Consider the following 21,922-nt stretch of genomic DNA (forward strand, 5'->3'; position numbering starts at 1 on the left):
GGACAGCGATTTGTGGTATTACCCCTCCAGTTTTTTCAATTTGTGCAGGTGTTACCGCGAACGACAAAATTCAATACTGTAATCCATTTAATTAATAGTAAAACCACCACTCCCCTGAATAAATAAATTTAGAACTGGGACAAGCAATTTTACTTACATCATCCGAGCCGTGCCCCTCTTTATTTCCCAGCTGTTGCTCACGCTTTTTTGTTATTTTATTTAAATTGACCATTGCAACATTCCTCATCCCCAGCAACTGAAATATTTCCTCAGCTAACTTGCAACAATTATTTGCATGAGCCTTATATGCAAAAAAAGCAATCAACCCAGAGAGAACTAATGATATAGCGAATAGCACATACAACGAATATTGATATGCCTCCCAATAATCAGAAATTCTCCTGTCATTTAAAACATCATGAAGCATAAACATAAACATGCAAACAAACATTATTATCGCGGTAAGAATAAACATATTTTTAATTCGCCAGAGCATATGTGCAATATGCCCCATATCACATTTCGGACACATCGAAACTATACGATCTTCCGGTAACGCAATGGCATAGACTTCATAATGGTCATGCTGCCATTCAACAATCATGTCCACCTCATCGCCAGCCTGAACACGGGTAACACCCACCCAGCCGCGGAATGGCTGACCATTAATCATCCCCTGCACATATTCCGCCGAATTATTCGAAGATTCGCTTTCTGCCATCATGACAGCACCGAGCCCGGGGCTGCCTGCAAAAATCGCTGCAGCGGCAGCCGTACCTCGCTGCCCATCAGTTATCTCCGGCACAGAGTGGCTCGGGTAGGCATCTGCATCAAAATATTCCCTGAATCTCTCATAGCGGAAAGACTCCAGTTTCCCTGAGATTTTCTCCAGAGGACCATTAGGTGGCAATACCGGCGGAGGGGGAAGCTCCCGCGTCCACGGCCTGCCGTTCATCACCTCAATCTCCCGCTTTGTACGCAGGTCTGCTAATTTCTCTGGCTCAACAAACCGCGAACATACCTGCTGATTTTCAACTGAATTCATGAGATATCCTTTATTGCTTCTTCCAAAGCTTTATTCTGGTCTGCCACACTGCGGTTGAAAGATGCTGTGCCAAATACGCATTTCTTACACCATATCTGAAGCTCGTTGTCAGAAATCCAGGTCACCACTACCTGTAACAACGTTACCGCCACCATAGCTTCCCAGGTCATTAAAATCGCCAAAACTCTGACTCCAAAATATCTGTCTGCCAATTTTATAGAAACATATTCCGCACCAGATGCCATTTTGGCGGCTAACTCAACTTTTCCCATTATTTTTACGACTGGATTCATTGCCTCCAGCAGAAGACCAACTGATTTTGTGACAACAAGGACATCTACAAATGTTTTTAACCCCAAAACTCCAACAAGGAAAAAACGATTATTTTCTATTTCTGCTTTGACAGCGAGAACGTCTGAATACACCGACATTAAAGACGCCCCCCCACCCGCTGCCGCCCCAACGCCCTTGACCCATGCTACCGTCAGCTTACCGGCTTCCAGCCCTTTTTCTACTGCCGGCAAAATAACCGTCGTCCCCTGACTCACCATCGCCAGACCGCTGGCCAGCAGGCTCGCCAGCGGCTTCTTATCATCCCTGACCTGTCCGCACAGGTAGATAAAATCCACCGCGTTCAGCACCAGCAACAGGCTGTTTATCCCTGCCAGCCGGTATTCCCCCCTGCCCTTTTCTGTTGCAAAGTACTCTTCCAGCCTGCTGCTCATCCTCTGCCTATTCGCGGTGACTTCATTCCGGTTTGCCATAAAGCGTTCGCTGTGGCGGATACCTTCCAGCACCGCCTGGCGTAACGCCGGGGCATCTTTCAGATAGTCATTCACTAACCCGTGCACGGTCTCTGACGGTATCCCCGCTCTTATCATAAATATCAGCCTGAACGCCGTGGTCGCCAGCTTCTCCCCTGCCTTATCCACCCGCAGAATGCGGCTCACCCTGTCGCCCACCGAGACAATAAACGCATCCGTACTGAAGAGCTGTACTTCCGGTTTGCTGGCATTTTCCCGCAGTCCCTTCACGACGGTGTTCATCGATTTCTGGTAATACCCCACCAGTTTTTTCATGTTGCCGACCTGCTGCATCAGGGTGGCCGTCATGGCGGTCGCCGTCAGCGGTGTCACATCTTCGTCTTTTTTCGCCTTCACCGTTGCCAGATACGGCTCCAGCTCGCTGATTAACTGCGGGTTGTTGGCCGCCACGTGCCGCCACAGCAGGTTCTCACGGTTTTTTGTGCTGTATTCATTCCACCAGCCGTCTATCTTTGCGGCACCTGCCGGACAGCTGTTAATCCCGTGCATCGCCATTCCCACCGCTGACTGGTAGAACAGCCCTGCCCGCTGCACCTCACAGTGGAAATCATCCAGCACGGCCAGCAGCACCGGCGCACTGAGCCAGTTCACCACGCTGACGATACGCTTCTGGAAGATAGCGTTAACCGTGTCAACCAGGCTCGTGTAGCAGGTATCAAAATTCGCCTGTCGGGCTGTGTTGAGCTTTTTCTGATAGGGTGCCCAGCTTCTGGCCCGGGCATCAGTGAAGTTCTGTGGGCGTTCCGCCAGCTCCTTGTCGACCTGCGCTTTAATGGCTGCTACCTTCTGCTGGTGAAGCGCCAGCGGCTCCGGCGGATCCAGCAAAACATTTTCTGGATAAGAGACTGTCACATTTTGTGCATGCCACGCCCTGACCAGCCTGTCGTCAGCTCTTATTTGCGCCAGCACGTCTGGCTTGCCCTGAAAACGTTGCTCCAGTGTTTTCAGACGGGCATCAAGATATTCATCCGACAACATCGCGTTTTCAGGCTGAGCAAATCGCTCCACCACCTCCTCACCGCGTGTCTGCGCTTTGTCAGTCAGTATCGTTTTTAATGCATCAAGACTGGTTTTTGTGGCAAATTCAAGCTCCCGCTCGTGCAGAAACTGCCCCTGACGCCCCAGTACATCCTGGCTCCAGCCGTTGAGTTCATGAACAATCCCTACCGGATCCCAGAGTGGAAGCAGCAGCGGCGTCATCCCCTCACTCCGGTTCTGCATGGCCGTAACCGTCGCGGCAGCCCTGCCGCTGCGTTTTTTTGCCCACGGGTACAGGCTGGACTGCATTTTCACCACATCATCACTGACCCGCCAGGGGTCATCCACCGTCGGATCCCAGAGCGACGATACCCGGCTGACATTTACTACTTTTGCATCATCCGGGCCGGGCAGCAGGCCTGAAACAGATGGCATCTGATAGTCCAGCACCTGATTCAGACTCGCTTCGGTGACATTGGTCCCTGTTTTGGTGCGCTGGGCCCCCGACGCTGAGGGTATTACTTTCTGCATTCTCTCACTGCGGGCTCTGGCGTCTGAGCTGTACCGTTCAAGCGTCTCCTTTTCCCACGGATACTGGCTGAACGCAAACCACACATTGCCGCACTTATCCGGTGATTCAATGCTCATAAACTCAACGTTTTGCGCAATATGCTCTCCCGTTTCACACAGCGCCTTATCCACCGGGGCAGGGTTAGACGCCACCTGCTGCAGCCACAACGAGCCGTCCGGCGCAACGCTGTAGCACTGCCAGTAATTCGCGCCCTGTTTTCCTTTTTCATAGAATACGTAAAGGTAACCCTGACGAAGCGCACGGAGGGTGTACTTTTCATTATTGCCGAGCGTTACCCCGGTGATGCAAGGATCCTTCGCCCACTCCGGTAAACCGGTATTAATATTTTCCGGCACAACGGCATAGCGCACGGGCAGTACCGTCAGGCCTTTCGTTGTGCATAATCCCTGGCATGCCATATTCACGTCCTTTTTCTATTAAGCCTGCAAAAAAGGCATATTTAGCGGGTGAAAAAATGAGAACCTGCGAACACTTTATGATCGGAACACTGGCAGAGCACACGGTCCTGATCCTTTACAAGAAGTATGCCATTACTGACAATACTCACGGCAGTGGCCTGAATGGGAAATGTTCCTTTGCAAACAGTACAGATGGCTTTATCATTATTTTGCGCCACCTGTTTTCCCTCACTGAAATAATTTGCAGTTGCAGAAATTATTTTTCCATTACTCGTCCTGTCTCCCAGGACAGCTAATTTTATAGTCATCTCTATTCCTCACATATTAGCTAAGCATCACCACGGCCCCTTGCTGTTGGGCGGCAGAAATGACCCCAGGTTTGCAGCCAGAAGATAACGAAAGCGTTGAGTTTAAAGTTTCCGCAGACTGTTGTTGAACAGCAATACATTTCAACGTTACGTTTTTGCCAGTACCCACTTCCACCCCTGCATCACTTAACCGTATAAATGCCCCTCCGCAAACCAAAACGATTTCTTTCTTAGCTGAGATAACAATACTATTCTCTGAACTGGCGACAGAAAGCTTTTCTTTAGCAAATAAATTCAACGCGTCCGATTGTGCCTGAATATCGACTTTGCCCTCGGAGGCATACATCTTTATTCCCAATTTGTGTGCGAATAAGCTCAGAATATCGCCCACTGCGAGAGTAAATTTTTTGGCTATGCTAATGTCAGTATTTTGACCAGCAGTAACAATTATATTTTCCCCCGCCGAGACTTGTACACTTGCTGGGGTGACCTGCGCAATTCCAGAAGGGGCAGACAGAAGTAACGCTTGCTGCTTAAGATCACTAAGCGTTTGATTCATTAATGTTGTCTGCTTCTCAAGGTCGGCTAATTCCGCCTGAGCTGCCTGAGCTGCGTGACGTAATCCAGAAGTCACCTCTCTTGCAGCATCAAGTTCTTTGAGCGCGGCCTGCATTTCGCGCTGTAGCCCCTGCGCTTTCGCCTGACCATCCGCCGAGATAAAAATCCCTTTCTGCGCCCGGATGGCGCCCCAGCTGTCCGTCCGGAGCTCAAAACCCTCCCCGCGCGGTTGTTTTTCAGCATCCACTAAATGCCCGAGGTTCAGCTGGCTCTTGCCGCCGTACTCCGTGCTGACCTTGATGTGCTCTTTCCCGCGCTCGTCGTCGAGGCGGATTTTATTGTTCGCCGGGGTACGCAGCACGTTACGCTTATAGTTGCGGATGGTGACGTGGTCCCCGTGCGCCGAGTCGTGCAGCACGCCGGTAATGTACGGACGGTCCGGGTTACCGTCCTCAAAGCCAATCGCCACTTCGGTACCCGCCAGCAGCGGCAGATGCAGGCCGTAGGTGTCCCCGGCATACGGGCGGGACTGGCGCACCCACAGGCTCTCGAACCCGGTCTCCCAGCTGTCACGGTCAAACAGCATGTTCACGCGATAGCGGCCGTCCTTATCAATATGGCCGTAGGTGTCATTTTCGGTGGTGCTGGTGACGCGGGCCGGCAGCGTACCGGCCATCACCGGACGCGTGCCCGGCTCCGGGCGGAAGCTGAAATCTGCACTGTCCGGAATACCGTCAAAATGAATGCAAAAATCTTCATCCCGCCGCGCATGGCTGCGCATCGCCGTGATGACCACACCTCGGGCAAACACCTCTGCCACTTCATACCCGCCGGTGACCTTCAGCACCTGGCCGGGAGAGAGCGCCGGGCTGCTGGTGATGGCCCGGGTCTGCGTCTGACCATTCAGGTAGCGCTCATGCCGGATTCGGGCATAAAACGCCCCGGACTCGGGTGCCGGATGACGCTCATACGCGATGCCCGGCGTCAGATAATTGTCGGCATAGTGGTACGCTTCCCCGTAAGTGGTCGTATCCCCGCGGGTCACATCCACCTGCGCGTTCATGTCCTGCGTGGCCTGCTGGTAGTTGTAATCCCGGGTGCTGACCTGCTTCTGCACCACGCTGTGATGGCTCTCCATCCCCCACACTGCATCCACGCCCTGAGAGTGCTGCCCTGAAGGCGGGACCGACGGCAGGGTCAGGCCTTTCTCATACCCCTGCTGACCGTCGTAAAACTCCACCACGTCGATGTTCAGGCGCGTGTCGGTGGTGAAGCGGAACCAGATACCTACCTCACCCAGCAGGCGGGTGATGAAGTGCAGGTCGTTCTCGCCGTACTGCATCACCTGCTCGCGGCGCGGGTAGTCTCTGGTCAGCGAGAACAGAAAATCCTGGCCGCGCATGCCGTGACGCTCGCGCAGGATTTTTTCCACGATTTGCGGTACCGACATGTCCTGGTAAATCGCGTTCTGGTGCGAACGGTCCAGCAGCGCCAGGCGTGGCCGCAGCGTCAGGGCGTAATGCGTTTCATCCTTCGAGGTGCCGAGCCGCTCAAAACCGGTCACCACGCCCTGAATCACCCGCAGCGGCTGCTGTATTTTAATGCCGTAACCCTGGTCAACCGGGGCCTGCAGCGTCAGCGAGCCGGGCTTCATCAGCATCATCTCTTTGCTGATGCCGTGGTCGCGGCTGGTAAACTCAATGCGGTAGCGGAACGGTCGGCTCAGGGCTTCGTCGCCGTCAAAGGCCAGCACGTCGGGTTCGGCCTCACAGCCTTTTATCGCCAGAAGGTGGTGGTTGTGACTGTATCTGATCGGTGGAGTGTTACTCATACGTAGTCTCCCTGTAGCCAGTCAAACGCCAGGCCGATCCCCTCCTCTTCGCTCCAGCTGAGGCAAAGCGACTTTGGCTTTTGTTTTGCGGCCATGTGAGAGAGCAACTGCTGACTCAGCACCGGCAAAATCTGTTGATTCAGCAGACTGTCGACGTTGCGCGCGCCCGTATCCGGCAGCAGGCAGGCTGCCGTCAGCGCGTCGTAAAGGCTCTCATCGATATGTGTGGCCAGACCATAGTGACGGTCTAAACGCCTGCTCACCTGCGACAGCTTCATTTCAACAATGGTGCGCATAGCTATCTCGTTGAGCGGTCGGTAAATCACGGTCTGGAAGCGGGCCAGGAGTGCCGGCTGGAAGTGGTCGCGTAATATCGGGCGCAGCAGTTCGTGCAGGTCGCCTTCGGTGGCGTCAGGCTGTTCTTCCAGCAACTGCATCAGGTGGTCACTGCCGAGGTTGGAGGTCATCAGAATAACGGTATTGCGGAAGTCGATTTCACGACCTTCCCCATCACGCATAAAGCCGCGATCGAAGACCTGATAGAACACATTCATGACATCGCGGTGGGCTTTTTCCACTTCATCCAGTAGCACCACGCTATATGGTCGTTTTCGCACGGCTTCAGTCAGAATACCGCCCTGGCCGTACCCGACATAGCCCGGAGGCGAGCCTTTCAACTGCGAAACCGTATGCGGCTCCTGGTATTCTGAGAGGTTAATCGTGATGAGTGACTTCTCGCCGCCATACATGACATCGGCCAGCGCAAGCGCGGTTTCAGTTTTCCCGACGCCACTCGGCCCCACCAGCAGGAATACGCCCTGCGGGCCGTTCTCGGACGTGAGGCCCGTTTTTGCCGCGCGCAGACGCTGAGCGACGGCCTTAAGCGCCGTATCCTGCCCGACCACGCGCTTCCCTATTTCATTTTCCAGCATCAGCAGTTCGGTTTGCTCGTCTTTCATCAGCGATGACAACGGCACACCTGTCCAGTCGGCTATCACATTGGCTACGGTGCGTACATCCACATCCAGGGAGAGCAGCGGGTTACCGTGCTGCATCTCGTTAAGTTCCTGATGCAGCTGGTGAGTCTCGCTCTGGCGCGAGATATCCTGACGGCTTTCGAGCAATTGAGCGGTCAGCTTCAGTTCCTGACCATACTGGCTTTCGAGTTCATCGAGCGCCACAATCAGGTTTACCTCTTCCTGCTCTATCGCGCTCAGACGTCCAGCATGACTCTGATTGCCAATCGCGATATCTTCCAGCAGCGCCTGCTTCTCCATGTCGAGCGCGGTGATAGATGCGCGATAACGAATAAGCTGCTCCGGAACCGTGTCGATGCTCATGCGTACGCGGGCGGCAGCGGTATCCAACAGATCCACCGCTTTATCAGGAAGTTGACGCCCCGTCAGATAACGGCGCGACAGGGTAACTGCGGCACGAACCGCATCATCGGTAATGTGCACATGGTGATGTTCGGCGTAGCGGGATTTCAGGCCACGCAGCATCAGGCAGGCGGTATCGTCATCCGGCTCATCGACTTTTACCATCTGGAAGCGGCGCTCCAGGGCTGCATCGCGCTCAAAGTATTGTTTGTATTCAGACCAGGTGGTGGCAGCAATTGTCCGCAGTTCACCACGCGCCAGCGCGGGCTTCAGCAGGTTGGCTGCATCCGCGCCACCGGCCTGGTTGCCAGCACCGATGATGGTATGCGCTTCGTCGATAAACAGCAGAACGGGTACCGGGGACTGCTGTACTGCATCAATGACGTTTTTCAGACGCTGTTCGAACTCCCCCTTCACACCCGCACCCGCCTGCAGCAGGCCGAGGTCAAGCGTACGTAGCACCACGGTTTTGAGCGATTCAGGCACATTGCCTTCGGCAATTCTGAGCGCCAGGCCTTCAACCAGTGCGGTTTTGCCCACGCCCGGCTCGCCAACCAGGATCGGGTTGTTTTTGCGTCGACGGGAAAGAATGTCCACCATCTGACGAATTTCGGTGTCACGACCAAACACCGGATCGATTTTGCCTTCTTTCGCCTTCGCAGTGACATCAAGGGTGAATTTATCCAGCGCATTCTGCAACGCAGGGTTGAGTTCTCCCTCTTTTACTTCTGCACCCACAGGGCGCCCGACGAACTCGACTTCTCCGCCATGGCTTTGCGCCAGTTCCGCTTCCTGCTGCACTTCCGGACGTTCATCTGACTGCGCATCAAGCAACGGTCGAAGACGCTCAAGCTGACTCTGGCCCAGGGTCAGCAAAGGCCACAGACCGTTGCAGCGCACCAGGTTTTGTTTCTCAACCAGTGCCATCAGTAAATGCACACTGCGGATATGTTCTTCACCCGCCAGTGAGGCTATCAGCCAGGCTTGCTGCATCAGAGACTGGATGTTTTCTGAAAGCTGCGGCCGGTGGCGTACCGAGCGCGGCTGTTTATCCAGCCAGCCCAGTAAATCCTGCCAGATGCCGTCCATATCCCATTCGTAGCGGCGAGCCAGCACCGTCAGGTCACCTTCCCCCTGCTCCAGCAGCTTCAGCAGCCAGTGCTCCGGCAGAATTTCTGCATGCGCGCGAGTCTGGCAGAGCGAAGCTGCACCTTCCATTGCCCGCGCGCAGTATGGATTAAGACGTCGAAGGAGGATTGCCGGGTTTTCCATGTTGGTTTTACTCACTGTTGTGGACCTTTCGGACACGCTACCGCCCCTGGCCGTTACCGAGGCCCATAAGGTCTGTTTCCGGGATGTAATGTTTTCTTTGCTCAGCGCCCGCAGCGGCAGACGTTCAGCAAAGAGAAAAGCGGACAGGAAAACCTGCCCGCTTGCGACTTACGCAGTAGCGCGTTCGTTCCAGGAGTCGGAATGAATGATGTTGCCGTCTTTGTAGGTCCAGGTGATTTTTTCGTAACGCAGTTCAACGCGCTCAAGGTGGTTGTGCTTCTCTTTAGAAGGATCCTTAACGTCATACATTTCAGGATTCACCTTCACCACCTTCACGTTTTCCAGTTTGGTGTTGAAATACTCCACTTCCTGGCCCGCGTCGTTGATTTTGTACCACTTGAATTCCGCAGACTTCAGGGTCTGACCCGTGGTCACAGCCTTATAAAGATATGGGCTGGAGGAATCGATTTCTTTGGTGAACAGGAATGGCGTGTGGATACGCGTCCCGGTCAGCTTGCCGGTATTGTTATCGGTCGGGATGTACAGGTTGTGTTCCTGAGCCACCACTTCGATGCTGCCTTCACGGTCCTGAACGTCTACAGACCCTTTAATGTCCGCGCCGCCATCGTCTTTCAGCCAAAGATAAACAGGAATTGCCATGGAATTACTCTCCATTTAATTGTGATGCGCCATCATCCTGCGATGGCGCCGGGTGTTTGCCGGGTAGCTGACAGGCGTTCGCCTGCGGCACCAGACTGATTTCGACACGACGGTTGAGCGCACGCCCTTCCGGGGTGTCGTTGGTTGCAACAGGACGGCTTTCGCCATAGCCCTGCACAGCAAAACAGCTTTCAGGTACGTCGCCGGTGTCTCGCATCCAGTTGCGCACTGCCTCGGCACGTTTCAGCGAGAGCATCTGGTTCAGTTGCGGATTTCCGGTGTTATCAGTGTGGCCAGATACGACAATCAGCCAGCCCGGCTTCGCTTTGATGCCCACCAGAGAATTCACCAGCATTTTGGTGGAACCCGCTTTGAGCACGAATTTTCCGGAGTCGAACAACGACATGCTGTCGAGACGCACAATTTTCGGTACCGGTTTGGGTTTCGGCTGTGGTTTAGGAGGCGGTGGCACATACGAGCGGATCGCTTCCAGCACCGGCATCCGGAGACGTTCGCCCTGATAAAGCCCCAGGCCCAGCCGGGCCGGTACGCCGTTACGCGCCAGATCATCCAGCAGCACAGCATCCGCACGCAGGATCGCAACCGCGCTGGCTTTCTGGTCATAGTTATCCATAGAGATGCTGTCGTAACGGGCAATATCGAAGCTCACGCGATGCACTAGCTGGCGATTGTTCCAGCCGCTACTCAGCAGCGCGGCGATCGCCGCCAGGGTGAAAAGACTCAGGACGCAGCGCCAGGTGCGGGCTTGCGATGTGAGCCCGCTCCCTTCCGGTAGCAGCGGCAGGATAAAATCCGGGAACGGGGAAATAATCGTACTGTCCGTTCCCACTGGCTGCCAGCCCGTCACCCGCTGCATCGCAGTGTGACGAGAAAGCCATGCCGTCCAGACCGATGTGGCCAGACTGCCGGCCAGGATCGGTCCCATACCCCACAGCACCGCAACAGGTGCAATGACAGGAACATCGGGGTTTTCATCCATAAAGACAGCTTTGACGTGCTTATGGAACCAGCCCATCAGGCTGTTCATGAGTACTTGCTGTTGCATCGCAGGCGAACCACCCGTGGTGACCCACGCAGCGATTGAGCTCGGCGCTGAAGACTCACGCCAGACCCTCATTCCCTCTCCGGCGATAGCCGCCTGCCAGAGCATGTCATTCGTCATTGCGCTACCAACCTGGCCATTCAGAACCAGCGGCACAGAATGACCCGTTTCCTTACGCAGCTGGCTGATTTGCCAGCGCAGGGCCAGCAGGCGGCTGGTAAGTCGCTCGCTGTCGGCGTGTTTCTGTGGACAGACACTGACCATCACCGACAGCTGACGCCCCCAGTCAGGTCGCAGCCACAGCACCTGCCGGGCGACCTGCTCAAGATCCTGATGATCTTCAACGCGGATCCAGCACCCTTGTGTGACGGTGAGCACCGGAGACGACTGCGGCCAGGTCAGAGGTAGATCGCCACAAACCAACACCACGGGTTGACGGTAAGTGGCTTCAGGAAGGTCATCCAGATGTAAGGTGACGTCAGGTTCAGCACGACGGCTGGCGATATACCAGAACGCGATGATAAGGCCGATCATCGCCAGCATAACGAGCCCCGAAACCAGTCGGGATACTGGCAGAAAACCCAGGCAGACCACAGCACTCAGCAGGGCAGCCCACAGCGCAATCCCGCGCTGTTGTGCAGGACTCATTTTACGACTCCCGGCAACAAGGACTGCAGCAGTTGATCGAGCCAATGATCCAGCCCCCACCAGAGCGCAGCAAGAACCACCACGCTAAGGCCAATACGCATGGACCATGATTCAAGCCACCCTCCCATTCCCCGCCCGACACGGCTCTCTGCCAGCACAGGATGCGTCTGCGGATAGCTAAACGGCGCCACCCGTTCATTCAGGGCTGTGACGAGCTTCTGACGTTCCGGATCGTTTAGCGAGCGGAAGTTCCCCAGAAAACCCAGCATCATGACTCGCTGGAAGCAGGTCAGCACGGCGCAGTCTGGTGCTGGCTCACGCAGCACATCGCGCATCTTGTCGCACAGGGTGTCACCCGCATCCATCGTGCCAAGAAAATGCCCCTGCAGCGGTATGTCATACCACTCCACACAGGCATCGTCCTCCACACCACGACCTTTTACCGCCTCATCAAGCAATGCACATTGAGCGGAGAGGATATGCTGACAACTGGTCTCATCCAGCTCACTGGCTTTCAGTTCACGCTGAACGCGCTCCACATCCGCGATACAGCGCTCCCACAGAGCCCGCCCTTCTCCTTCCAGAAACTGCGGACCATGGCGAAGGCTGATAACCTGAAGCCAGGTATCCTGCAGCAATGCATCAATATCCACTGACACGGCAGTGCCATGTTTACGTTCATTCATGTTCGCAGTACCGCAAAGAGTTCAAGTTCAGGCTCGCCAAGCATGCCCGGGACGTAAAACATGCATGTTCCGCTCTGGAGCATTTCTGTCGCCAGAGGATGGGAAAGATCGAGACTGAAATACTGGTTTTCCAGGCGCAATGGAATGGCGGCTGGCACATGGCGCAGTGGGGTTAATGGTACGCCCACACGTGAAGAGTTGACGATCCCCCGCACATGGTCAGGACTGCCCACCTTACACTGGCGCGGAAACTGTTCCTGCAGTTGGGCAACCGGTATCGGTGAACGCACGGAAAGGTAGTAATCGGCCCCTTCACGCAGACGTGGGTCATGCAGACGCGCCTGCCAGAAGTGCAGCCGTGGGTCATAGTCGAGTGACAGGGCCACCACGCGGGACGGCAGGCTCGCTTCAAGCAGATCGCCAAGCAAATCAAACAGCGGTGGAAATACCGCATTGAGTTGCTCGTGCTGCCAGACAGGTATGGCGCTCACCTGATGCTCCAGAGAGAAGGTCAGCAGGCTCCCGGCCAGGCGAGAAAGTTCCGGATACAGACGTTCCGGCGGGCTTTGCAGGTTACGCTGGAACTGACCAAGCACGGGCTCGGCACTGTTCAGCGCGTTGAGCAGCCAGAACAGAGATACATCCGCCACGGCGAAATCAGCCATGCGCTCATTGCTTTCACGACGCATTGCCATCAGACGGCAGAGGCGAACTCGCAGCTGGGTCAACAGCTGTTCCAGTTGAGTCACCAGCCAGCGGCTGCCCTGGATAGTCAACAGAGGAGGGAGAAACGTCTCATCTAATTGCCATGAACCCTGTGAATCTTGCTGCAGTCGGGCGACAGGGCAAGTCAGATAATCGCTGTTATTCTGATGATCAAAACGCAGCGTCAGCTCCGGCTGCAACACCGCTATCTGACGGGTATCCTCACCAAAGGCATTGCGAACATCCCGCCAGCTCTGGCGATATCGCACCGGACGCTCAGCGACTTCATCAGGCTTTAAACAGTTGCCGCCGTTCGCCCGCAGCAGCGGAAGCGCCAGCACCACCGTCACCTCCTGTGATTCACTCTCAAGCGACAGCACCGGCGGCAGAGGATCAGCATTGTCGGTATCAATCAGCGTGCCGTCCTGGAAACGGACGTGGAGATGCCGGGCCTGAATACGCCCTAGTTTGAGAGATTCCGGTTCAAAGGTGGCATCAATGACCCCCCACGGGCACGAAAGACCCAGTCGGGCAATACATTCCGCAGACCAGGCCGCATACGCGACCTGTTGCTGAAAATGCTGGGGAGAGACCAGAATGCCCCTGCCCCATAACGGTTGTTCCGTTTTCATCAGCTTCCTGCCTGTTTTACGATTTCGCCTTCGGCATCTGGGAAACCAGTGACAGGTTGACGTCCATGCCTTCGACCTGGAAGTGAGGGATCGCGTAGAGCTTCACACGGAAGAAGCCCGGGTTGTCTTCAATATCTTCGACAACCACTTTCGCATCACGCAGCGGGTGAGACGCCTGCAGTTCATCGCCCGGATCGGTCATTTCAGTGACCAGACTGCGGACCCAGGTGTTCAGCTCCAGTTCAAGCAGGCGACGATCCTTCGTGGTACCGATGTTTTCGCGCTGAATCAGCTTCAGGTAATGGGCGATACGCGACAGCAGGAAGATATACGGCAGACGCGCGTTGATGCGGCTGTTAGCCGTTGCATCTGCGGTGTCATACAGCGCCGGTTTCTGGCTTGAGTTAGCCGAGAAGAAGCAGGCATAGTCGCGGTTTTTGTAGTAGGACAAAGGAATGAAGCCCAGATTCGCAAACTCAAATTCGCGGGTTTCGGGGATCATGACCTCGCTCGGGATTTTTACCTGATTGCCGGTACCGAGATCGTAAAGATGGATAGGCAGGTCCTGAACCGCACCACCGGCCTGCGGACCACGAATCTGTACGCACCAGCCATTATTGATAAAGCTACGCACCATGTTGGACGCAAAGGCAAAGGAGGCATTCGTCCACAGGTATTTGTCGTGATCCGGACCTTTGACCTCTTCGACATAATTGAAGCTGCGAACGGGAACGGTATCTGGCCCGTACGGTAAACGTCCCAGTACGCGCGGCATGACCAGGCCGATATAGCGAGCGTCGTCGGTATCGCGGAACGATTTCCACTTGATGTACTCTGCGCGGTCAAAATAGTTACCAATATCTTTTATCGCAGCGACGTCTTCCATGGACTCTTTAAGGAAGAATTTTGGACCTGCTGAGCCGATAAACGGCATGTGCGCAGCAGCGGAGACTTTAGAGATGTTGCGCAACAGCGCGACATCCTGCGCTGAAGCATCGAACTCGTATGCGGAAATCAGTGCCGCAATTGGCTCGCCGCCTGGGGTATCATATTCATCAATATAGGTGTGTTTATACAGACCACTCTGGATGATTTCCGGGCTGTCTTCGAAGTCCTGACGCAGGTCTTCTTTAGACATACTCAGCAACTCAATTTTCACGTTCTGGCGAAAATCTGTTTTATCAATCAGCGACTTTACTCCGCGCCACAGACCTTCAACTGCCTGAAACTCCTCATGGTGCATTACCGCGTCCAGCTGACGGCTGATCTGGTAATCGAGTTCAGCAATGTGTTGATCAATCAGGCTTTTATCCAGTTTTTCGACTTTCGCACCGGCTTTGGTCAGACATTCCAGGAAGACCTGCATACCTGCCGTCAGACGTTCATCAGCGGTCGCATCCGACATCGCCTGCGCGTCCTGCCAGATATCCAGGGCGCTCAATTCAGAGACGGGACTTAAGTTGATTTTCTCAAACAGGGAGGCGTAAACCCCACCCGTAGCAGGACGTTCCAGCACCATGCTTTCACCGCCAGCAATATTATTTTGTACAGACATGAGCATTCCTTGATTAATCCGTTAAAACATCGTGATGGTTAAGCTTTTTTGGGTGCCAGTGCGGATAATTCATTGCGCAATTCAGCGCTAAGCGACTGGTCAAGAACGATTTTTTCCAGCTCTTTTCGGAAAGTCTGGTTATCCAACAGGTTGGCCTTAAGATCGCGGAGTAAGTTGCGCATCGCCAGCATCGCCTTCAGCTGTGGTATCTGGGCAGCCACCTGCTCTGGCGTGAAATCTTTCATGCTCTGGAAAGTCAGCTCAATATTGTCCTCACCACCATCATCTGACAGTGTGTTTTTGACGCTCAGATTAACTTTTGGGGAATATTCGGAAAGAACACTGTCGAAATTATTTTTGGTGATATTAACTTTTTCACGCTCAGATATTGGCGCAGCATCCTGACCATTACTGAAATCACCGGCAACAAGCAGTTTTAAGGGTAATTCCATTTTCTTGCTTGCTCCGCCAGTATGCAGGTCAAGCTTCAGGTTAATACGTGCCTTAGGCACTTCATTCTGAAAACTGTCAGACATTTGATCATCCCTCTTTGTTTTGCGATGCAAACTTCACGGTATCGTTCTTGATGCGCAATATTAGAACAATGATCGACCTCAAATCAAATACACAGATCATTTATCCGCAATTAGAAAATTCTTAAGAATTTTCCTCTAAGATATTATTGCAACTTATCAGACCAACCCAGAAAAAGAAGCTACTCTTTTTCTGTAAAACAAATATTTGTATCGTAAAAGGGATTGCAGCCAGTCAGATGCTAAAAAAACAATATTGTTTTGATTTGCATCACAGCACTATATCAAAAACACAGGAGAGAACTACTTTAGACTCGATAAAAAGAAAGGTGAATAAATTATGGACTCAGGCACTTCATTCATTGGGTGAATAATAAATAAGAACTTTCACAAAGAAAATTCTTATTTGTTAAACGAAGAGGTACAAAAAAAATTTGAATACGGAATCTGCCACAAAAAAATAGCGCTTTTAATCCTTCCTCTCTTGAAGAGGCTTCCTGCCCGACTCAGGTGGAAGGTGTTCTCATGACTGACTGCCTATAAAAACTGTAAAATCAACCACCTCCTTGACTGCCGCTTTTTTAATCAAAAACGAGTAATAGCACATAACGTATAACGGTGCTACATTACGCCGCCCACCCAAATCAGCAGTGGTCAGGCAACGCCGTAAAGTTCGGTAAAGCCTGAAACCATCACCTTGAAGAACGGTCTTAATGGCACGTCGTATCGCACACGCTGCGCTACCTTTACAGGCTTCACATAGGTTTTACTATCTTGTCTCAATCCAAATTTGAACGTGCGTTTTTACACCCGCGTTACTGGTTTACATGGTTTGGTCTTGGCGTACTCTGGCTGCTGGTGCAACTTCCCTACCCTGTGCTGCGTTTGCTGGGGTCGAAACTGGGCAGCGCCTCTCGCTATTTCCTGAAAGGTCGCGAAGCCATCGCGCGCAAAAACATCGAGCTTTGCTTTCCTCAGTACAATGCTGAAGAGCGCGAAAAATTGATCTCTGAAAACTTTAAATCTATCGGTATGGCGCTGCTCGAAACCGGTATGGCCTGGTTCTGGTCGGATGAACGCGTCCGCAAGTGGTTTGATGTCGAAGGGCTGGACAACCTTAAACGCGCGCAGTTGCAAAAGCGCGGTGTGATGGTTGTGGGCGTTCACTTTATGTCGCTGGAGTTGGGTGGCCGGGTGATGGGTCTTTGCCAGCCAATGATGGCGACCTACAGACCGCACAATAGTCCAGTAATGGAGTGGGTACAGACGCGCGGCCGCATGCGTTCCAATAAAGCGATGATCAGCCGTAATAATCTGCGTGGAATGGTCGGTGCCCTGAAGAAAGGTGAAGCCGTCTGGTTTGCCCCCGACCAGGATTATGGACGTAAAGGCAGCAGCTTTGCCCCCTTCTTTGCCGTTAAAGACGTGGCGACAACCAACGGTACCTTTGTGATTTCGCGGTTGTCAGGCGCCGCCATGCTGACCGTGACGATGGTGAGAAAAGCGGATAAATCAGGCTATCGTCTGCACATCTCTCCTGAAATGGCTAACTATCCTGAAAACGAATGCGAAGCCGCAGCGTTTATCAACAAGGTCATCGAAACTGAAATCATGCGCGCGCCAGAGCAATATCTCTGGATGCATCGCCGTTTCAAAACGCGCCCACTTGGCGAAGCCTCGCTCTATATTTAAGTCCCGCGTGACGGTTAGTTTCGATAAGAAACTAACCTTTTCAATCACCTGTAATAACCCCGTGTAACGGTTTTTCGTCGCGTCGCTCAAAGTGAATTTATTGCGTTGTGAAATCAAACTGTCGCCGTTCCACGACACCCGTAAGTGTCGGAAATTATTTAAAAAAATCCCTCTTGTCACCCCTCTTTTTTAGGCGTACATTAGCGCCGTCTGGCTACAGGAAAGCACAGAATTCTGAGCTGGAGTCGGCGGCATAGCGGGAAAATTCTCATTTCCGTTTTGGCCGGATTTCAGTTCTCTATACTCAGTTGGACTCTGTTTTTAAATGCGTACCACAAGATACGCGGAGCGATGAAACGTGAAATATTTCTTTATGGGCATTTCGGTGATCGTTTTAGTCTGGGCCGGAACCTTTGCCCTGATGATCTAGTGAAGAACATGCAGTCAAAAAGACAGGAGCCATAGGCTCCTGTCTTTTTATGTCATGATGATGCGGGGTGTTCGGAGACGCTCTTTGTTGAGAGCAGGCCATCGGCCCGGAACATACTCTTGATGCCCCTCACCGCCTGACGAATACGGTCGCTATTTTCGATTAAAGCAAAGCGCACATGGGTGTCACCGTAATCACCAAAGCCAATGCCCGGTGAAACACACACCTTCGCGTCCTGCAGCAGTTTTTTAGCAAACTCAAGCGATCCCATTGCCGCATACGGCTCCGGAATTTTCGCCCAGACGTACATGGACGCTTTCGGCATTTCCACCATCCAGCCCGCTTCATGTAACCCTTTTACCAGCACGTCGCGGCGGCGTTTATACTGGGCTGCAATGTCGTGAACGCATTGCTGATCGCCTTCAAGCGCCGCAATAGCGGCAACCTGTAGCGGCGTAAAGGTGCCGTAATCGTGATAGCTCTTGATTCGCGCCAGCGCACTCACCAGCGTTTTGTTACCCACCATAAAACCAATACGCCAGCCCGCCATGTTGTAGCTTTTCGACAGGGTAAAGAATTCTACCGCCACGTCACGCGCCCCCGGTACCTGCATGATTGAAGGCGCTTTCCAGCCGTCATAGACGATATCCGCATACGCCAAATCATGTACCACCAGCACGTCATAACGCTTAGCCAGGGCCACAACCTTCTCAAAGAAATCGAGCTCCACACACTGCGCCGTCGGGTTGGACGGGAAACCCAGGATCATCATCTTGGGTTTCGGATAGCTTTCGCGAATGGCGCGCTCCAGTTCGTTGAAGAAATCGACGCCTTCCACCAGCGGTACAGAACGTACCTGCGCCCCGGCTATCACCGCGCCGTAAATATGGATTGGGTAACTCGGATTGGGAACCAGTACCGTATCACCGTGATCCAGCGTGGCCAGCATCAGGTGCGCCAGCCCCTCTTTCGAGCCGATGGTCACAATGGCTTCACTTTCAGGATCGATATCAACCTGATAACGATCCTGATACCAGCGCGAGATCGCGCGGCGTAATCTGGGAATACCGCGCGAGGTTGAGTAGCCGTGCGTATCCGGACGCTGGGCAACCGTGCAGAGCTTCTCAACGATATGCGGTGGCGTTGGGCCGTCAGGGTTGCCCATGCTGAAATCAATGATGTCTTCGCCGCGCCGACGCGCAGCCATTTTCAGTTCAGCGGTGATATTGAAAACATAAGGGGGGAGACGATCGATACGCGTAAAACGGCGTTCAGGACTGAATTCAGCCATAGATTCCTCAGATTAACGTTAGCGCCCGGACCGTCCGAGCGACGCTGCCACTGATGTGACATGCTTAGAAAATAACCTGAAAAAAATCACGCTGTCGAGAGGGAAATGAAAAAAAAGAGAACCCCATGAAAACCGGAACACGGGTACGCCTTAAAGCGGAAGGAGGGGGACTCATATCGGCTTTCCGTTATCTATTGTTTAACACAATGATATCAAAATAGTTACCGGACGATGCGACAGCAGGAAAAGATCGGGAGGTATCAATCCTCATTCGATAATCCCCTTTCTAAAACAGGGTTTTTCCTCATTTGATAAACCTGACGGATAGCTGGTCAATATGCCCCAGGTTTTTTATCATGGTTCTTTCCCGTTTTCCCAGGTCTGCTCGTGCACGAAATATTCACTATGCTGCTGGCGGTTTTTGATCGCGCAGCATTAATGCTGATTTGCCTGTTCTTCCTTATTCGCATTCGCCTGTTTCGCGAGCTGTTGCATAAATCTGCTCACTCGCCGAAAGAGCTGCTGGCCGTCACCGCTATCTTTTCGCTCTTTGCGCTGTTCAGCACCTGGTCCGGCGTGCCGGTAGAGGGCTCGCTGGTTAACGTGCGGATTATCGCCGTCATGTCTGGCGGAATTTTGTTTGGTCCGTGGGTAGGTGTCATCACCGGCGTGATTGCCGGAACCCATCGCTACCTGATTGATATCGGCGGCGTCACGGCGGTACCGTGCTTTATCACCAGCATTATCGCCGGGGTACTATCCGGCTGGATCAGCCGTAAAATCCCGAAAAAGCAGCGCTGGCGCGCCGGGATCCTCGCGGGTATGGTGTGCGAAACGCTGACCATGATCCTGGTTGTCGTCTGGGCTCCCACGACCGCGCTGGGGCTGGATATCGTCTCGAAAATCGGTATCCCTATGATTCTGGGTAGCGTGTGCATCGGTTTTATCGTGCTGCTGGTGCAGAGTGTGGAAGGGGAAAAAGAGGCCAGTGCCGCTCGCCAGGCCAAGCTGGCGCTGGATATCGCCAACAAAACGCTGCCGCTTTTCCGCCACGTTAACGCGGAGTCGTTGCGTCAGGTCTGCGAGATTATTCGCCACGACATTCACGCGGATGCCGTCGCTATCACCAATATTGACCACGTGCTGGCTTACGTCGGCGTTGGCGAGCACAACTACCGCGACAATGATGACACGATAAGCCCGACCACCAGACAAGCGATTAACTACGGTAAAATCATTATTAAAAACAATGATGAAGCCCACCGAACGCCGGAGATCCACTCCATGCTGGTGATCCCGCTTTGGGAGAAAGGCGTGGTGACGGGCACGCTGAAAATTTATTACTGTCACGCGCACCAGATCACCTCAACGCTGCAGGAGATGGCGATAGGTCTGTCGCAGATCATCTCCACGCAGCTTGAGGTCTCACGGGCGGAACAGTTACGCGAGATGGCAAATAAGGCAGAGCTGCGCGCGCTGCAGAGCAAAATCAATCCCCATTTCCTGTTTAACGCGTTAAACGCCATCTCCTCTTCAATTCGTTTGAATCCGGACACCGCGCGCCAGCTGATTTTCAACCTGTCGCGTTATCTGCGCTACAACATTGAGTTGAAGGATGACGAGCAGATCGACATCAAAAAAGAGCTGTATCAGATTAAAGACTACATCGCGATCGAGCAGGCGCGCTTCGGCGACAAACTGACGGTCATTTACGATATTGATGAAGAGGTCAACTGCGTGATCCCGAGCCTGCTGATCCAGCCGCTGGTCGAAAACGCCATTGTTCACGGTATTCAGCCCTGTAAAGGCAAAGGTGTGGTCACCATTAGCATCACCGAAAGCGGCAACCGGGTGCGTATCGCCGTGCGCGATACCGGCCACGGGATTGACCCAAAAGTCATCGAGCGCGTGGAGTCTAATGAGATGCCGGGGAATAAAATCGGGCTGCTGAATGTGCATCACAGGGTCAAGCTGCTCTACGGCGATGGGCTGCATATTCACCGTCTTGAACCCGGCACTGAAATCGCTTTTTACGTCCCGAATGAACGCTCCCCTGTTCATGCGACGGCATCACTGTTACCTCAGGGTGAGTAATATGAAAGTCATTATCGTTGAAGATGAAATTCTGGCTCAACAGGAGCTCACCTGGCTCATCAAAACCCACAGTCAGATGGAGATTGTGGGTACCTTTGACGATGGGCTGGACGTGCTGAAATTTCTGCAGCATAACCGGGTCGACGCCATTTTTCTGGATATTAATATTCCTTCGCTGGACGGCGTCTTGCTGGCGCAAAACATCAATCAGTTTGCCCATAAGCCGTTTATTGTGTTCGTTACCGCCTGGAAAGAGCATGCCGTTGAGGCCTTCGAACTGGAGGCGTTTGACTATATTCTGAAACCTTACCAGGAGTCGCGGATTGTCAGCATGCTGCAAAAGCTGGAGGCCGCATGGCAGCAACAGAGCGCTCCGGTCACCGCCAGCCCGACGGTACGGGAAAACGACACCATTAATCTGGTCAAGGATGAACGCATCATCGTGACGCCAGTGAATGATATCTACTACGCCGAAGCGCATGAGAAGATGACGTTTGTCTATACGCGGCGGGAATCGTTTGTCATGGCGATGAACATTACCGAATTCTGCGGCAAGCTGCCGTCGGCCCACTTTTTCCGCTGCCACCGTTCGTTCTGCGTGAATTTAAATAAGATCCGCGAGATCGAGCCGTGGTTTAACAATACCTATATTTTGCGTCTCAAGGATCTGGATTTTCAGGTGCCGGTGAGCCGCAGCAAGGTGAAAGAGTTCCGTCAGCTGATGCACCTGTAAAACGCCCTCTCCCGG

At 53.3% G+C, this 21,922-nt stretch carries 16 protein-coding genes; 4 read left to right on the forward strand and 12 right to left on the reverse strand.

Annotated features, from left to right (window positions below; genetic code table 11):
• Window positions 1–91 precede the first annotated feature (91 nt).
• From G0034_RS16455 to tssB, 11 genes are all read right to left on the reverse strand, one after another.
• Complete coding sequence (locus G0034_RS16455; protein WP_179121106.1) at window positions 92–1,045, reverse strand: putative type VI secretion system effector; 954 nt, start codon at window positions 1,043–1,045, stop codon at window positions 92–94.
• Window positions 1,042–3,837, reverse strand: a complete 2,796-nt coding sequence (locus G0034_RS16460; RefSeq protein ID WP_179121107.1) for a T6SS effector BTH_I2691 family protein — start codon at window positions 3,835–3,837, stop codon at window positions 1,042–1,044. Before G0034_RS16460 ends, G0034_RS16455 begins: the two co-directional genes overlap by 4 nt.
• Before the next feature lie 41 nt (window positions 3,838–3,878).
• Complete coding sequence (locus G0034_RS16465; RefSeq protein WP_047625775.1) at window positions 3,879–4,145, reverse strand: PAAR domain-containing protein; 267 nt, start codon at window positions 4,143–4,145, stop codon at window positions 3,879–3,881.
• Window positions 4,146–4,161: 16 nt separating this feature from the next.
• Window positions 4,162–6,534 carry a type VI secretion system Vgr family protein gene (locus G0034_RS16470; RefSeq protein WP_179121108.1) on the reverse strand — a complete coding sequence of 791 codons (2,373 nt, stop codon included), beginning with the start codon at window positions 6,532–6,534 and terminating at the stop codon, window positions 4,162–4,164.
• The gene (gene tssH / locus G0034_RS16475) at window positions 6,531–9,185 is read right to left on the reverse strand and encodes a type VI secretion system ATPase TssH (RefSeq protein ID WP_179121338.1); all 2,655 of its coding nucleotides are present in this window, start codon (window positions 9,183–9,185) and stop codon (window positions 6,531–6,533) included. Before tssH ends, G0034_RS16470 begins: the two co-directional genes overlap by 4 nt.
• Before the next feature lie 168 nt (window positions 9,186–9,353).
• Complete coding sequence (gene hcp, locus G0034_RS16480; protein WP_014884709.1) at window positions 9,354–9,845, reverse strand: type VI secretion system effector Hcp; 492 nt, start codon at window positions 9,843–9,845, stop codon at window positions 9,354–9,356.
• Window positions 9,846–9,849: 4 nt separating this feature from the next.
• A complete protein-coding gene (locus G0034_RS16485; protein WP_047027330.1) occupies window positions 9,850–11,556 on the reverse strand; it encodes an OmpA family protein in 1,707 nt (568 codons plus the stop codon).
• Entirely contained in the window at window positions 11,553–12,242 is a 690-nt protein-coding gene (gene tssL / locus G0034_RS16490) for a type VI secretion system protein TssL, short form (RefSeq protein ID WP_179121109.1), read from the reverse strand. The genes G0034_RS16485 and tssL overlap by 4 nt, the downstream gene beginning before the upstream one ends.
• A complete protein-coding gene (tssK, locus tag G0034_RS16495) occupies window positions 12,239–13,582 on the reverse strand; it encodes a type VI secretion system baseplate subunit TssK (protein WP_179121339.1) in 1,344 nt (447 codons plus the stop codon). Before tssK ends, tssL begins: the two co-directional genes overlap by 4 nt.
• A 13-nt stretch (window positions 13,583–13,595) precedes the next feature.
• A complete protein-coding gene (gene tssC, locus G0034_RS16500) occupies window positions 13,596–15,140 on the reverse strand; it encodes a type VI secretion system contractile sheath large subunit (RefSeq protein WP_032664902.1) in 1,545 nt (514 codons plus the stop codon).
• Between the two features lie 32 nt (window positions 15,141–15,172).
• Window positions 15,173–15,670: a type VI secretion system contractile sheath small subunit gene (tssB, locus tag G0034_RS16505; RefSeq protein WP_014884714.1), complete on the reverse strand. Its 498-nt coding sequence runs from the start codon at window positions 15,668–15,670 to the stop codon at window positions 15,173–15,175.
• A 768-nt stretch (window positions 15,671–16,438) separates the two neighbouring features.
• On the opposite strand from tssB, the gene lpxP reads away from it, so the two are divergent.
• On the forward strand, window positions 16,439–17,359 hold the full coding sequence (gene lpxP / locus G0034_RS16510; protein WP_286079252.1) for a kdo(2)-lipid IV(A) palmitoleoyltransferase: 921 nt from the start codon (window positions 16,439–16,441) through the stop codon (window positions 17,357–17,359).
• 358 nt (window positions 17,360–17,717) lie between these two features.
• Window positions 17,718–17,789 (forward strand): membrane protein YpdK, encoded by a 72-nt coding sequence (ypdK, locus tag G0034_RS16515; protein WP_099458937.1) that lies wholly within the window; start codon window positions 17,718–17,720, stop codon window positions 17,787–17,789.
• Window positions 17,790–17,841: 52 nt separating this feature from the next.
• Here ypdK and alaC read toward each other — a convergent pair whose 3' ends face one another.
• Window positions 17,842–19,080, reverse strand: a complete 1,239-nt coding sequence (gene alaC / locus G0034_RS16520) for an alanine transaminase (RefSeq protein WP_014884716.1) — start codon at window positions 19,078–19,080, stop codon at window positions 17,842–17,844.
• A 387-nt stretch (window positions 19,081–19,467) separates the two neighbouring features.
• Here alaC and G0034_RS16525 point away from each other — a divergent pair, with 387 nt between their 5' ends.
• On the forward strand, window positions 19,468–21,174 hold the full coding sequence (locus G0034_RS16525; protein ID WP_014884717.1) for a sensor histidine kinase: 1,707 nt from the start codon (window positions 19,468–19,470) through the stop codon (window positions 21,172–21,174).
• A 1-nt stretch (window position 21,175) separates the two neighbouring features.
• A complete protein-coding gene (locus G0034_RS16530; protein ID WP_023338608.1) occupies window positions 21,176–21,907 on the forward strand; it encodes a LytR/AlgR family response regulator transcription factor in 732 nt (243 codons plus the stop codon).
• Window positions 21,908–21,922 lie beyond the last annotated feature (15 nt).

It is taken from the genome of Enterobacter sp. T2, assembly GCF_010692925.1.
GTDB classification, from domain to species: Bacteria; Pseudomonadota; Gammaproteobacteria; order Enterobacterales; family Enterobacteriaceae; genus Enterobacter; species Enterobacter kobei.